The following is a 13641-nucleotide window of genomic DNA, read 5'->3' on the forward strand; positions in this document are numbered from 1 at the left end:
CCCGCGGACGGGTCCTCCTCCGGCCCGAGGCCGTGCACGTCCTGTGTCGTCGCCGTCATCCCGCTGCTGCTCTCTCCGTCGCGCCCCCGCACTTTGGAGCGAACTTTACGTTTGTACGTCCGGCTCCTCCAAACCCGTCCGCGGCGGGCGGCGGCACTCCGCGGCGGGCGGCGGGCGGCTGGTCCGCGTGCGCGTCCGCTTCCGCCCGCGGATCACCCCCGGCGGTAGTCTCGGGGCGTTTCCGTCCGCCGCGGGCCGGAACCCGGCGATCCCGGTCCGGCCGCGGGCCGAACCCGGCGACCCCTGGAGGTCCGTTGAGCGCCGTGAACCCCTTCGACGTCCCGCAGGACTCCCCCTTCGGCCCGGACAACCTGCCGTACGGGGTGTTCAGCACGGGCGGCGGTGCGCGGCGCCTGGGCGTCGCCTACGGCGACCACGTCCTCGACGCGGGCGCGGCCGCCCGCGCCACCGGCGCGGCGGGCGAGCTCGCCGGGCTGCTGGAGGCGCCGTCGCTCAACGCGCTGCTGGCCGCGGGCCGCCCCGCCTGGCGGCAGGCCCGCGCCGAGGTCGCAGGGTGGCTGACCGAGCCGGGGCACCGGGCGGCCGTCGGGCCCTGCCTGGTGCCGCGGGACGAGGTGGCACTGCACCTGCCGTTCGAGGTCGCGGACTACGTCGACTTCTACGCGTCGGAGCACCACGCGTCCAACCTCGGGCGGATCTTCCGCCCGGGCTCCGAGCCGCTGACCCCCAACTGGAAGCACCTGCCGATCGGCTACCACGGGCGGGCCGGCACGGTCGTGGTGTCCGGCACACCGGTCGTCCGGCCCTGCGGGCAGCGCAAGGCACCGGACGAGGCGGTCCCCTCGTACGGCCCGTCGCGGCGGCTGGACATCGAGGCGGAGCTGGGCTTCGTGGTCGGCGCGCCGACGCCGCTGGGCAGCCGGGTCGCGCTGCAGGACGCCGACCGGCACGTCTTCGGGGTGTGCCTGGTCAACGACTGGTCGGCGCGGGACCTCCAGTCCTGGGAGTACGTGCCGCTCGGCCCGTTCCTCGGCAAGTCCTTCGCGACGTCGCTGTCCCCCTGGGTGGTGCCGCTGGACGCGCTGACCCACGCCCGGGTGGAGCCGCCGGCCCGGGACACCGAGCTGCTGCCGTACCTCGACGACGGCGGGGTGCGGCCGCCCGCCGGCCTGGACATCGCCCTGGAGGTCCGGCTCAACGGGCACGTGGTCGCGCGCCCGCCGTTCTCGGCGATGTACTGGACGTACGCGCAGATGCTGGCGCACATGACGGTCAACGGCGCGGCCCTGCGGGCCGGCGACCTGTTCGCCTCGGGCACCGTCAGCGGGCCCGAGCGCGACTCCCGCGGCGCCCTCATCGAGCTCACCTGGAACGGCCGGGAGCCGCTCGCCCTCCCGGACGGCACCGGCCGCTCCTTCCTGGAGGACGGGGACGAGGTCACGATCTCCGCGACGTTCCCCGGCCCGTCCGGCACCCGCCTCTCCCTCGGCGAGGTCACCGCCGTCGTCCAGCCGCCCGCTCCCTGAGCCTCCGGCCGGCCCGGGAGCCGCGGCAGGGGGCGGCACCGGGACACGGACGGCCGCGCAGGGCGGGAGCCGCGGGCGCCCGGCGCGGATACTGGCCGGGTGGAACACGCTGCGGGAACGGAGGGCGGCGCCGCGGTGCGCCGCAGGACGGTGCTGCTCGCGGCGGCAGCCGCCGCCGCCGCGGGGTGCTCCGGGGGCGGCGGCACGTCCGCGTCCCCGACCCAGCGGCCGGCCGGCGGATCCGCCGCGCCCCCGACGCACCAGTCGGCCGCCGGCTCGGCCACCACCCCGGCCCTGCCCGCGCCGGTCACCTGGCAGCCCGGGCCCGGCGAGATCGAGCCCGCCGCGAAGCTCGCCGCCGTCCGCCTCGTCGAGGCCTTCGGGACCTGGCCCGACGGCCAGGGCGGGGCGGCCGACCGGGCCGCCCGCGCGGAGAAGCTCGGCATCCCGGCCGCCCGGGCCACCGCGCTGGCCGGACAGACGGGCAACCTGACCCCTGCCGCCGACGCCGCCGTCGTCCACGTGATCGACGCCCAGTACGGCGGCATCCTCTCCGACTCGGCGAGCGTCCTGGTGGTGTGCTCCCAGATCACCAGGACCGGCACGACGCTCGGCAGCGGCGGCACCACCGTGGACGTCCGCCTGTCCCGCACGTCCTCCGGCTGGTCGGTCACGTCGCTGCACCCGGCGCAGCCCGGCCCGGCCGCGCCGCTCGACACGCTGCAGCGCGAGGTGCTGGCGAACCCGCGGATCTCGCTGCCCCCGGCGTCCGCCGCCGACATCCGCTCCGGCCGGGTGCACGCCAGCGTGCTGAACGCGATGCAGAAGCTGGCCGGGCCCTACCGGATCTCGGTGAGCGTGGTGCGTTCCGGCCATCCGCTCGACGTCTTCGGGACGAACCGGCCCAGCGACCATCCGCAGGGCCGCGCGTTCGACGTGTGGCGGATCGACGGCCACCCCGTGGTGGACCCGGCGACCTCGCGTGCGCTGATCACCGGATTCATGCGCGCGGCCGCCGCGGCCGGCTCGTACAACGTCGGCGGGCCGGTGCAGCTGTCCGGCGGCGCGACCGCCAACCAGTTCTTCTCCGACGCCACCCACCACGACCACGTGCACGTCGGCTTCACCGGCTGACGCGCGGCGTCACGGGCCGGGCGCGGGCCGCGCGGGGGCCCGCATCGCGGCGACGAGCGCGGCGTCGTCCCCGAGTTCGCCCTCGCTGTAGTCGAGCAGGTCGTCGCGGACCCGCGCGACGAGTTCGCGCGGGCTGCCGCACTCGCCGAACAGCGCGAGCCGCTCGGACAGCGGGTAGAAGCGGCCGTGCGCGTCGCGCGCCTCGGTGGCGCCGTCGGTGTACAGCAGCAGCATGTCGCCGGCGGCGAACGGGAACGTGTCGACGGCCGCGGCCCCGGGCACCGCCAGGCCCACGCCGATGGGCGGCGCGAACTCGCCGGGGGTGAGCTTGTCGACCTGCCCGCAGCGCAGCCGCAGCGGCGCCGGGTGCCCGCTGTTGAGGATGTGCACGACCGGCGCGTCGTCGGGGACGTCGATCAGCGCGGCGGTGATGAACGACTCCTCGGCGAAGGGCTCCTCGCCGGCCTGCTGGGCCAGTCCCCAGGCGACCGTGGCCTCCAGTTCCTGCTGGAGCTCGGGCAGCGGCAGCTCGTGGTGGGCGGCGCTGCGGAACGCGCCGAGCAGCAGCGCCGCGTCCTCGACCGCCCCCAGGCCCTTGCCGCGGACGTCCCCGATCAGCAGCCGCGTGCCGCCCCTGGCCCGGACCGCCGCGTACAGGTCGCCGCCGATCCTCGCCTGGTCGGCGGCCGCCTGGTAGGTGGAGGCGAGCTGCAGTGCGCCGATCCGCTCGGGCAGCGGGTGCAGGACGACCTGCTGGGCCGCCTCGGCGACCGACCGCACCTGTTCCAGTTCGGCGTGGTGCCGTTCCCGTACGCGCGTGAAGATCACCGTGAACACGGTGATCAGCAGCAGGGACATCAGCTGGGACTCGTGATTGGCGGTGAAGATGCTGTTGCGGGCCGCCGAGATGGCCAGCAGCGCGCCGAAGGCGAGCGCGCCCATCGCGGCGGTGAGCCGGGAGCCGCCGAACGACGCGGTGAGCGCGGGGGCGACGATCAGCAGCGGGCCGAGGTGGATGTCCTGCGGGGCCATGACGTCGGCGAGGGTGATCACCAGAATGAGCACGACGGGCACCCACACCAGGCCCCGGTTCTGCTGCCAGGACCCGCTACCGCCGCGGGGCTGGGACCGCATTCTTCCTGGATACACCCCGGTGGGGCCGCCCGCCCGTCCGCGTCCGGGGCCGTCACCCGTCCGGAGCCGCCCGGCCGGCGGCCGGCGGCGCGGTGAAACGGCCCGTCAATACGCGGCCGGGACAGGCTGACTGACCATCATTGCATCCTGTGATCACTCTGACGTTTTCCGCCGCTTTCATCACCTTCTTCTCGGTGATCGGCCCGCCGAAGGTGCTGCTCGCCTTCGCGAGCCTGGCGCAGAACCACTCGCGCGCGCAGCTGCGGACCATCGCGCTGATCTCCTCGGGCGTCGCGGTGCTCGTCGGCGTGGTCACCGGTTTCACCGCGCCGTGGCTGCTGGAGCTGTTCCACATCTCCACGGCCGCGCTGGCCCTCGCCGGCGGCATCATCTTCTTCCTGTACGCGGTCGGCCTGGTGCTCGGCGTGCACATCGGGGGCGTGGCCGGAGGGGACGACGCGCCGGACCTGACGAGCGGGGTGCGGGAGCTGCTGATGCCGTACGTGGTCAGCCCGCTGGCGCTGACCGCGGTGCTGATCGAGGCGGCCGAACGGGACGCGTGGAGCTGGCGGTCCACGGTGGTCGGCGCGTACGTCGCGGTGATCGCCGTGGACCTGGTGTGCGTGCTCGTGCTCGGCGTGGTGCTGGAACGCACCCACCACACCCTGATCGAGCTGCTGGCCCGCCTGATCGGCCTGCTGCTGGCGGCCGTCGGCGTGGACCTGTTCCTGGACGGCCTGTTCGACCTCGGCATCACCTCGCTGGGCCACCGCGGCTGACGGCGGCGCCGGCCGCGGGCCGCCGACGCGGCCCGGCCGGCCCCGGCCGAGGTCAGAGCGGCGCGGGGGCCTTCACCGGCCGGGACGGGGTCCGTGCGATGCTGATTCCGGGTCCGACAGATGAGGAACGCGCGGCACGATGACTGGCACAGCGGCGGTACGCAGGCGGATCGCCGCCTTCTGGGACCGTTACGCGGCGTCCGACCCGGGGCTGCTGCGGCTGCTGGCCGGGCTGCGGACGACCGGCTCGATCGCCCTGGCGCTGCTGGTCCTGTCCCTGATCTCCGTGCTGGTCCCGCTGCTGGTCGCCGGGGCGATCACCGGGATGGTCTCGACGTTCGCGATCCGCGACCGCGCGGTGCGCGACCAGGCGGTCACCTTGGCGCTGGGGGTGGTCGCCGCGCTGGTGTCGGTGACGCTCGGCGCGCTGCTCAACCCCCATGTCGTCCTCGGCGACCTCTTCTTCATCCTGCTGATCTTCGGCGCCGCCTACGTCCGCAGGTTCGGCGACCGGGGCACGGCGCTGGGCGTGATCACCTTCCAGGTCTACTTCGTCGCACTGTTCGTGCACGCGACGAGCGGCACGCTGCCGCGGCTGTGGCTGACGGTCGTCGTGGCGTTCGCGGCCAGTGCGGTGTTCCGCTTCGTGCTCGTCCCGGCCCGCCCGGAGAGCGCCCTGGACCGGTTGCGGCAGGCGTTCCGGGCGCGCATCGCGCAGCTGTTCGGCAGCCAGATCGCGTTCCTGGACGCCGGGTCCGACGAGCGCGAGGGCGCCTTCGCGGACATGCGGCGGGACACCGCTCGGCTGCACGAGACCGCGCTGATGATCCAGGCCGGCCTGGATGAGGGCATGGAGGACGAGCGCACCGCGGAGCTGCTGCAGCGGCGCATCGCCGCGGCCGAGATCGCGGCGGAGCGCCTGGGCGTGCTCCTGCTCGGCGCCCGCAGCGCCGACCACGCGGACACCACTCTGACGCTGCACCTGCCGGACGCTCCGCTGCCGCCCCTGGCCCGTCGCACGGACGACGACGTGCTCGGCCTGCTGCGCTCGGAGGTGCGGGCGCTCCAGGTGCTGGTGTCCCGGCTGGCCTCCGACGGCCGCGGCACGGGCCTCGCCCAGGTGCGCAACCGGCTGCTGGGCTACCGGGAGGACGAGAACCTGCCGCGGGCGTCCACCGCGATCCAGGACGCGTTCCGCGGCGTCGGCGAGGCCGCGCGCGGCGTGCTGGGCCTGCGGCTGGCGGTGGAGGGGCCGGGCGACACCTCGGACGACGCCCCGGAGACCACCCGTTCCCGTGAGGAGATCGAGGCGGAGGACGCGTCGCTGACGGGCGAGGCCGAGGTCGCGGAGGAGCCGACGGGCCTGCGGCGCCGGACGACCCGGGCGGCGATGCAGGTCGCGGCCGGCTCCGCCCTGGCGATCGCGGGCGGCGAGTTCCTGTCGAGCCAGCGCTGGTACTGGGCGGTGCTGACCTGCTGGGTGGTGTTCCTGAACACCTCCTCCACCGGGGAGATCCTGGTGCGCGGCTACCGGCGGCTGATCGGCACGGTGTGCGGGGTGGTGGCGGGCGTGCTGCTGGCCGGCGCGGTCGGCCACCACACGTGGACGGCGTTCGCGCTGGTCCTGCTGCTGATCTTCGCGATGTTCTTCACCGCGCCGGTGTCGTACGCCCTGATGTCGTTCTTCGTCACCGCGGCCCTGGGCCTGCTCTACACGCTGCTGCACACCTACAGCGCGTCGGTGCTGGTGCTGCGGATCGAGGAGACGGCGCTGGGCGCCGCGTGCGGGATCGTCGCCGCCGTGCTGGTCTTCCCCGTGCCCACCGACCGGCGCACCGACCAGTTGCTGTCCACGGTGCTGGCCAGGCTGCGGGACGTCACGACGGCCGCGGTCGGGCAGCTGAGCGGCGGCCCCGCCGTGGACCTGGTGGACATGGCCCGCGAGCTGGACACGGCGCTGGACGACCTGCGCACCTCCACGGGCCCGCTGACGCACCCGTTCACCCCGCTGCGGGTCAGGCGCCGCACCGCCCAGTACGTGGTGGCGCTGCTGGAGACCTGCGCCTATCACGTGCGCTCGCTGGCGGCGACCGCCGAACTCGTCCCCTACAGCAAGAACGTGGCCGCCGACCCGCGGCTGGCGGCGGTCGGGCAGCGCCTTGAGCACAACATCGACCTGCTGATCGACGGTGTCAGCGACGCCGACCTGCCGGGCGGCGGCCCCACCGTCCGCGGCGAGGGCGGGAGTCCGTCCCCGGCGGGCGAGATCGAGACCGGGCCGAGCATCGCGTCGATGCTGGAGGGTTCGGGCTCCGCGGTGGACCGCTCGCAGACCGTCACCTACCGGGTGCTGCGGCACCTGCAGCGGCTGGACGAGAGCGTGGTCGCGCTGGCCCGCCCGCTGGGAGTGCCGGTGGCCGCCACCCCGGGCCACGGGGGCCCGTCCGGCAGCACCCTGGTGCCGCCGACACGCGTGTGAGGCGGGCGCGGGGCGCCGCGGCTGGTTGCATGGGATCACGCACGCCGGCCGGCCGCACCGTCCGGACACCGCCGACCGCCGCACACCGCGCCGCCCGCTGACCACCCGCCACCACCCGCCCGCCGACCACCCGTCCTTCCCAAGGGGTTCCGTGCTGAACGCCACGGCCGCCGAGGCCCTGTCCGCCGCCCTTCTGCTGCTGGTGCTGGCGTTCGCCGTGGTGCGGCCGTTCGGCTGGCCCGAGGCGGTCGTCGCGGTCCCCGCGGCCGGGATCGTGCTGGCCACGGGCGCGATCTCGCTGGACCACGCCGGCGCGGAGGCCCGGCAGCTCGGGCCGGTCATCGGGTTCCTCGCGGCGGTGCTGGTCCTCGCCCAGTTGTGCGACGAGGAAGGGCTGTTCCATTTCTGCGGGGCGTGGATGGCGCGCGGCGCGGCGGGCAGCCCGCAGCGCCTGCTGGTGCAGGTGTTCGCGGTCGCCTCGGTGATCACCGCGGCGCTGAGCCTGGACGCGACGGTCGTGCTGCTGACCCCGGTGGTCTTCGCGACGGCCGCCCGGCTCGGCGCCCGCCCGCGCCCGCACGTCTACGCCTGCACCCACCTGTCGAACACCGCGTCGCTGCTGCTGCCGGTCTCCAACCTGACGAACCTGCTGGCGCTGGCCGCCAGCGGCCTGACGTTCACCCGGTTCGCGGCGCTGATGGTGCTGCCGTGGCTGCTGGCGATCGGCACGGAGTACGTGGTGCTGCGCCGGTTCTTCGCGACCGACCTGGCGGCGGGCGCGCGCCGGCCGGACATGGGCGATCCCCCGCGTCCGCCGGTGTTCGCGCTGGTGACGGTCGGCTGCACGCTCGCCGGGTTCGCCGCCGCGTCGGCGGTGGGCGTCAACCCGGCGTGGGCCGCGTTCGCCGGTGCGGCGGTCCTGGCGGTCCGCGCCCTGGCCCGCCGCACCACCACGCCCGTCGCGCTGTTCCGGGCCGCCTCCGTGCCGTTCCTGGCGTTCGTGCTGGGGCTGGGCATCGTGGTGCGCGCGCTCGTCGACCACGGCCTGGGCGCGGGTCTGGGCCATCTGGTGCCGGGCGGCACGGGTCTGGCGGACTTGCTGGCGATCGCGGGCCTGGCCGCGCTCCTGGCGAACCTGATCAACAACCTCCCCGCGGTCCTGGTGCTGCTGCCGCTGACCGCCCCGCACGGCTCGGTGGCGGTGCTCGCCGTGCTGCTGGGCGTCAACATCGGCCCCAACCTCACCTACGCGGGCTCGCTGGCCACGCTGCTGTGGCGGCGTATCGTGCGGGAGCACGAAACCGACGTGGATCTCGGGGAGTTCACCCGGCTGGGACTGCTGGCCGTGCCTGCCGCGCTGCTGGTGGCGGTGCTGGCACTGTGGGTGTCGTCCACCGTGATCGGCGGCTGATCGGAGGCAGACCGGAATGGCACGTGTCGTCGCCTGGATCGTCGAGGGCACCTGGCCCTCGTGCGTCGACGCCGTCCGCGCCCACGCGCCGGACGGCGCCGAGGTCGTGCTGCTGCACGTCCCCGACCCCGAGGTGCCCGCCGCCGCGCACGCCGCGTTCGCGGGACTGCTCGGGCGCGGCGGCCGGCCGTCGCGCGACCCGGGGACCGAGGTGGAGCACGAGGCCGTGGCGCACGGCGAGCAGCTGCTGCGGGACGCGGCCGCGCGACTGGGCCGTCCCTGCACCCGCCGGCAGCGCTCGGGCCGGGTGGAGCGCGAGGTGGTCGCCGAGGCGGACGGCGCCGAGCTGCTGGTGCTGGCGCGCGACGGCGACCACAGCCGGCTCGGCCCCCACAGCCTGGGGCCGCACAGCCGCTTCGTCGTGGACCACGCGCCGTGCCCCGTGCTGCTGGTGTGGCCCGACACCCCGCCGGGCACCGACACCATCCCGCCCCCGCCGACCCACCACCACCCGCACCCCCACGGCGGCCCCCACGAGCCGCCGCCGCCACCGCCGCCTCCGCCGCCCGGCCGCCCCTGACGCCGGGGTGGACGGGGCCGAGCGGGGGGGCCACCGGACCGGGCGCGCGTGTCCGTGCGCGCTCAGCCGTCCTGGGACAGCCGCTCGGCCAGGTACTCCTCCCAGGTGCGCTCGCCGCGGTCGGCCCCCGGCCGCGCGAGGTTGTCGCCGGCCCGGTAGGCCCGCCCGGCCTTGCCGGGGATGCGTACCGGCAGCCGCATCCGGCGCCTGCCGCGGGCCGCCAGGTAGCCTTCGGCCAGTTCGCCGAGCCCGTACACGCGCGGCCCGGCGAGGTCGGGCACCAGGCCGGCGGGCGCAGCGAGTGCGAGGTCGGCGAGCCTGCGGGCCACGTCACCGGCGTCGACCGGCTCGAAGCGCAGGCCACCGGGGACGGGCAGCACCGGCATCCCGGCCATCTTCCGCACGGCGGAGAACGTGAGGGTGTGGAACTGCGCGGCGCGCAGCGTCGTCCACGGCACGCCGCTGCCGGCGACCTCCTGCTCGGCGGCGAGCTTCCTGCGGAACCAGGCCACCGGGACGCGGTCCGCGCCGATCACCGAGATGTACACCAGGTGCCGCACGCCGGACCCGCGCAGCGCCCGCACCAGGGTGCGCGCCGCGACGTCGTCGCCCTTGGGGCCGCCCGCCAGGTGCAGTACGGTCTCGGCGCCGTCCACGGCCGCCGCGACGCCGTCGCCACGGGCGAGGTCGCCGGTGACGTACTCGATGCCGTCCCCGGGAGCGCGGCCGGTGCGGCTGAGCACACGCAGTTCGCACCCGGCCGCGCGCAGCAGCGGGGTGACCCGGCGGCCCAGGGTGCCGGTGCCGCCGGTGATGAGGATGGAGGGGGCCATGGTCGTTCTCCCAGCTCGTTGGCGTGTCGTTTCCTTCGCTGCTTGCCCGACACCGCCGGATGGGTGAATGTGACGGCGTGGACGACCACGGCTGGCTGACGGACCGTTTCGCCGAGAACCAAAGGCAGTTGCACGCGGTGGCCTACCGCATGCTCGGTTCGGCGAGCGAGGCCGACGACGCCCTGCAGGACGCCTGGCTGCGTGCCGCGCGGGCCGACCCGAGCGGGATCGGGAACCCGGCGGCGTGGCTCACGACGATCGTGTCCCGGGTCTGCCTGAACATGCTGCGGTCGCGCGAGCGGCGCCGGGAGGACCCGCTGGACGCGGCGGCCGGTGGCCGCACGGCCCCCGCCGAGGACGGCGGGGACCCGGAGCGGGAGGCGGTGCTGGCCGACTCGGTGGGTCTGGCGCTGCTGGTGGTGCTGGACACCCTGGCACCGGCCGAGCGGGTGGCGTTCGTGCTGCACGACATGTTCGCCGTGCCGTTCGACGAGGTCGGCCCGCTGCTGGAGCGCTCCCCCGCCGCGGCCCGGCAGCTCGCCAGCCGCGCCCGCCGCAGGGTCGAGGGCGTGCCCGCGGTACCGGGCGAGGACCTGGCCCGGCAGCGCCGCGTCGTCGAGGCGTATCTCGCGGCGGCGCGCGAGGGGGACTTCGACGCGCTGCTGTCCCTGCTCGACCCGGACGTGGTGCTGCGCGCGGACGCGGCGGTCGGCCCGACGCCGTCGCCGGCGGTGCTGCACGGCGCGCGGGCGGTGTCCCGGGGCGCGTTCGCGTCCGCGGTCCGCGCGCGGTTCACCGCGGCGGCGCTGGTCGACGGCACGGCGGGTCTGGTGATGGCGCGCGGCGGCAGGGCCGCGGTGGTGCTGGCCTTCACCGTGGACGCCGGCGGGATGATCACCGCGATCGACGTGATCGCCGAGCCGGCGCGGCTGCGCGCCCTCGACCTCGCGGTTCTCGACGGCTGACGGCCGCCACCGGGGCGCCCGGCCGGGGCCGCCACGCGCCGGGCGCCGCGTTCAGCCCGCCGAGCGCGCGGCCCGCAGCCGGTAGCGCTGCACGGCGCTGCCGGGGGTCTGCTCCATGGACGTCACGACGAGTCCGCCCGCCGCGGCGAGGTCCTCGAAGCTCTCGGGGGTGTGCCAGTGCAGCACCCACGGGCGGTCGACGACCGTGCTCCGCCCGTTGTGGTGCCGCTCGTACCGCAGCAGGGTCGTCTGCGTCCGCTCCGTCTCGTTCCGGTCCTCCGACAGCACCGACACCCGCAGCTCCGCGCCGTCGCCGGCGGTCGCGACGCGCACCTGGCCGATGTCGTCCGCGGCGGTCGGCCGGGGCGCGAAGAGCGGCACCAGGGCGGTGCCGCCCTCGCCGAGGTGGCCGCGGATGCCGCGCAGCGCGGCGATCGCGGTGGGGTCGTCCGGCAGCAGGTTGAACGTCGGTCCGGCGAGGAAGATGGCGCGGTAGCGGCACGCCAGGTGCAGGCTCTCGATGCGCTGGTGGTGCAGGACGACGCGCAGGCGCTGCTCGCGGGCCCGCCGCCGGCAGCGCTCGATCATGTCCGCCGAGGAGTCGACGCCCTCCACGTCCAGGCCGCGCTTGCACAGGTCGAGCAGCGGGTCGCCGTCGCCGCAGCCGAGTTCCAGGGCCGGCCCGCCGCACTCCTCGACGAACGCGGCGTAGGGCTCGGGGTCCTGGGTGACCGGCCTGAGCGGGCCGTGGAGGTCGGCCACGATGCCGGGGGAGAAGTTCACTGCGTCCACCTGTGCACCATATCCACCGATTTGCGGATTATCGTGCAGCACGACGGAGGGGCGGCCGTTCGGTCCCGGACCTCCACCGGCGGCCCGCGGGACGCGCCCGCGCGGCCCTGCCGCCCGGGCGCCCTCAGCCCGCCAGCAGGTCGTCGAGTTCGGCGGCGAACAGCAGCTCCGGGTCGAAGCCCATGCCCGCGAAGTGGCCCGCGACCTCCAGCGACAGCACGCCGTGCAGGCGGGTCCAGAAGACCAGGGCACGGTGCAGGACGGGAGCGCCGGCCCGGTGGCCGCGCGCCCAGTCGCGGTGGTCCGCCAGGTGGGCGTCGAACGCCGCCGCCGGGGCGTCGGCGTTCCACGGCAGCACCGCACAGGCGTCGAGCAGCACGTCCATGATCTCGGCGGCGATGGCGGTGATCTCGTCCGGCGCCCGGTAGCCGGGCACGGGGGTCCCGTAGATGAGCAGGTAGCGCTGGGGATCGGCGAGGGCCCACCGGCGCAGCACGTGGGCGAGCGCGGCCGCGTCGGCTCCGCCGGCGGCCTCGGCCGAGGCGTGGAAGGCGTCGGCGAGCCCGCGGTACGCGTCCCGGATCATCTCGGTGATCAGTTCGTCGCGGCTGCCGAAGTACCGGTAGAGCGCGGGGCCGCTCAGGCCCATCTGCTTGGCGATGGCGTTGAGCGAGAGCGCGGAGGCGCCCGCCGTGGCGATCTGCCCCCACGCGCGGTCCTTGATCTCGTCGCACACCTGCGCGCGGTAGCGCTCGCGCGGGCTCGGGGGCTGCGCCACGCCTGATTCCCCCTCGGCCGCCATGTCCGTCACCACCACTCGCGCTACACCTTCACGATTCAGTGAGAGGTTATCACGCAACCACTTGACGAGCCCGTACACTCGGAGTTAGAACATATAACGAAGGCAAGAACCAATCATTCAGTCCTCACCGAGGACGCGGCAGCGGAGGTCGCCATGAACGCCGAGGGACTCGTCCAGGTCGTCCTGCCGGGCAAGGTCGAACCCGAGGGGCTGGAGATCCGCCACGGCGCGGTCCCCACGCCCGGGCCGGGGCAGGTCGTGGTCCGGATGGAGGCGACGGGTGTCTCGTTCGCCGAGCAGCAGATGCGCCGCGGCCGCTACTACGACCAGCCGCCGTTCCCGTTCGTCCCCGGCTACGACCTCGTGGGCACCGTGGTCGCGAGCGGCCCGGGCGTCGCCGCGGACCTGGCGGGCACCCGCGTCGCCGCGCTGGTGAAGGTCGGCGGCTGGGCCAGCCACGCGCTGGTCGACGCGGCGGACGCGGTGCCGGTGCCGGACGGGGTCGGCCCGGCCGAGGCGGAGACCCTGGTCGTCAACGGCGTCACCGCCTGGCAGATGCTGCACCGCAAGGCGCGGGTGCGCGCCGGGCAGACCGTGCTGGTGCACGGCGCCAACGGCGGCGTCGGCTCCGTCCTGGTCCAGCTCGCCCGCGCGGCCGGCGCCACGGTCATCGGCACCGCCTCCGCCCGCCACCACGACGCGCTGCGCGCGCTGGGCGCGATCCCGGTCGACTACCGCACCGAGGACGTCCCCGCCCGGGTCCGCGCACTCGCACCCGGCGGCGTGGACGCGGTCTTCGACCACATCGGCGGCCGCAGCGTCGTCGACTCCTGGCATCTGCTGGCGCCCGGCGGCACCCTCGTCTCGTACGGGTCCGCCTCCACGCGGGACGACGAGGGCTCCAAGCAGTGGCCCGTGCTGAAGCTGCTGGGCCGGGTGGGGGTGTGGAACGCGCTGCCCAACGGCCGCCACGCGTACTTCTTCAACGTCTGGGCGGGCCGCGCCCTGTCCAAGGACCGCTTCAGGGCGCGGCTGCGGGCCGATCTCGGCCAGGTCTTCGCGGCCCTGCGCGACGGCGAGGTCACCGCGCAGATCGCGGCGCGGCTCCCGCTCACCAGCGCCGCCGAAGCGCTGCGCCTGGCCGAGTCCGGCACGGTCGCGGGCAAGGTCGTGCTGACCCCGTGA

Annotated in this window: 12 protein-coding genes; 8 read left to right on the forward strand and 4 right to left on the reverse strand. The window is 75.5% G+C overall.

Annotated elements, in window-relative coordinates; genetic code table 11:
* The first annotated feature begins 314 nt into the window (after positions 1-314).
* Positions 315-1547, forward strand: coding sequence for a fumarylacetoacetase (fahA, locus tag BMW99_RS17950; protein ID WP_069465579.1), 1233 nt, complete (start codon positions 315-317; stop codon positions 1545-1547).
* A 99-nt stretch (positions 1548-1646) separates the two neighbouring features.
* The gene (locus BMW99_RS42670; protein WP_069465580.1) at positions 1647-2681 is read left to right on the forward strand and encodes a hypothetical protein; all 1035 of its coding nucleotides are present in this window, start codon (positions 1647-1649) and stop codon (positions 2679-2681) included.
* A 9-nt stretch (positions 2682-2690) separates the two neighbouring features.
* Here the strand turns inward: BMW99_RS42670 and BMW99_RS17960 are convergent, their stop codons facing one another.
* Entirely contained in the window at positions 2691-3815 is a 1125-nt protein-coding gene (locus BMW99_RS17960; protein ID WP_069465581.1) for a PP2C family protein-serine/threonine phosphatase, read from the reverse strand.
* A gap of 149 nt (positions 3816-3964) precedes the next feature.
* Here BMW99_RS17960 and BMW99_RS17965 point away from each other — a divergent pair, with 149 nt between their 5' ends.
* The 4 genes from BMW99_RS17965 (at position 3965) to BMW99_RS17980 (ending at position 9064) form a co-directional block, all read left to right on the forward strand.
* Entirely contained in the window at positions 3965-4594 is a 630-nt protein-coding gene (locus tag BMW99_RS17965) for a MarC family protein (protein ID WP_069465582.1), read from the forward strand.
* Positions 4595-4733: 139 nt separating this feature from the next.
* Complete coding sequence (locus BMW99_RS17970) at positions 4734-7073, forward strand: FUSC family protein (protein WP_176735604.1); 2340 nt, start codon at positions 4734-4736, stop codon at positions 7071-7073.
* A 154-nt stretch (positions 7074-7227) separates the two neighbouring features.
* The gene (locus tag BMW99_RS17975; RefSeq protein ID WP_075017180.1) at positions 7228-8484 is read left to right on the forward strand and encodes an SLC13 family permease; all 1257 of its coding nucleotides are present in this window, start codon (positions 7228-7230) and stop codon (positions 8482-8484) included.
* A gap of 16 nt (positions 8485-8500) precedes the next feature.
* On the forward strand, positions 8501-9064 hold the full coding sequence (locus tag BMW99_RS17980; protein WP_075017146.1) for a universal stress protein: 564 nt from the start codon (positions 8501-8503) through the stop codon (positions 9062-9064).
* A 62-nt stretch (positions 9065-9126) separates the two neighbouring features.
* Here BMW99_RS17980 and BMW99_RS17985 read toward each other — a convergent pair whose 3' ends face one another.
* The gene (locus BMW99_RS17985; protein ID WP_075017147.1) at positions 9127-9897 is read right to left on the reverse strand and encodes an SDR family oxidoreductase; all 771 of its coding nucleotides are present in this window, start codon (positions 9895-9897) and stop codon (positions 9127-9129) included.
* 59 nt (positions 9898-9956) lie between these two features.
* Between BMW99_RS17985 and BMW99_RS17990 the strand changes: the two genes are divergently transcribed.
* On the forward strand, positions 9957-10862 hold the full coding sequence (locus BMW99_RS17990) for a sigma-70 family RNA polymerase sigma factor (RefSeq protein WP_218108518.1): 906 nt from the start codon (positions 9957-9959) through the stop codon (positions 10860-10862).
* A 51-nt stretch (positions 10863-10913) separates the two neighbouring features.
* On the opposite strand, the gene BMW99_RS17995 is transcribed toward BMW99_RS17990, so the two are convergent.
* Positions 10914-11654, reverse strand: coding sequence for a class I SAM-dependent methyltransferase (locus tag BMW99_RS17995; RefSeq protein WP_069466855.1), 741 nt, complete (start codon positions 11652-11654; stop codon positions 10914-10916).
* Between the two features lie 124 nt (positions 11655-11778).
* Entirely contained in the window at positions 11779-12456 is a 678-nt protein-coding gene (locus BMW99_RS18000; RefSeq protein ID WP_069466857.1) for a TetR/AcrR family transcriptional regulator, read from the reverse strand.
* Between the two features lie 153 nt (positions 12457-12609).
* Between BMW99_RS18000 and BMW99_RS18005 the strand changes: the two genes are divergently transcribed.
* Positions 12610-13641, forward strand: a complete 1032-nt coding sequence (locus BMW99_RS18005) for a medium chain dehydrogenase/reductase family protein (RefSeq protein WP_069466854.1) — start codon at positions 12610-12612, stop codon at positions 13639-13641.

The sequence above is a fragment of the Actinacidiphila rubida genome (assembly GCF_900110255.1).
GTDB classification, from domain to species: Bacteria; Actinomycetota; Actinomycetes; order Streptomycetales; family Streptomycetaceae; genus Actinacidiphila; species Actinacidiphila rubida.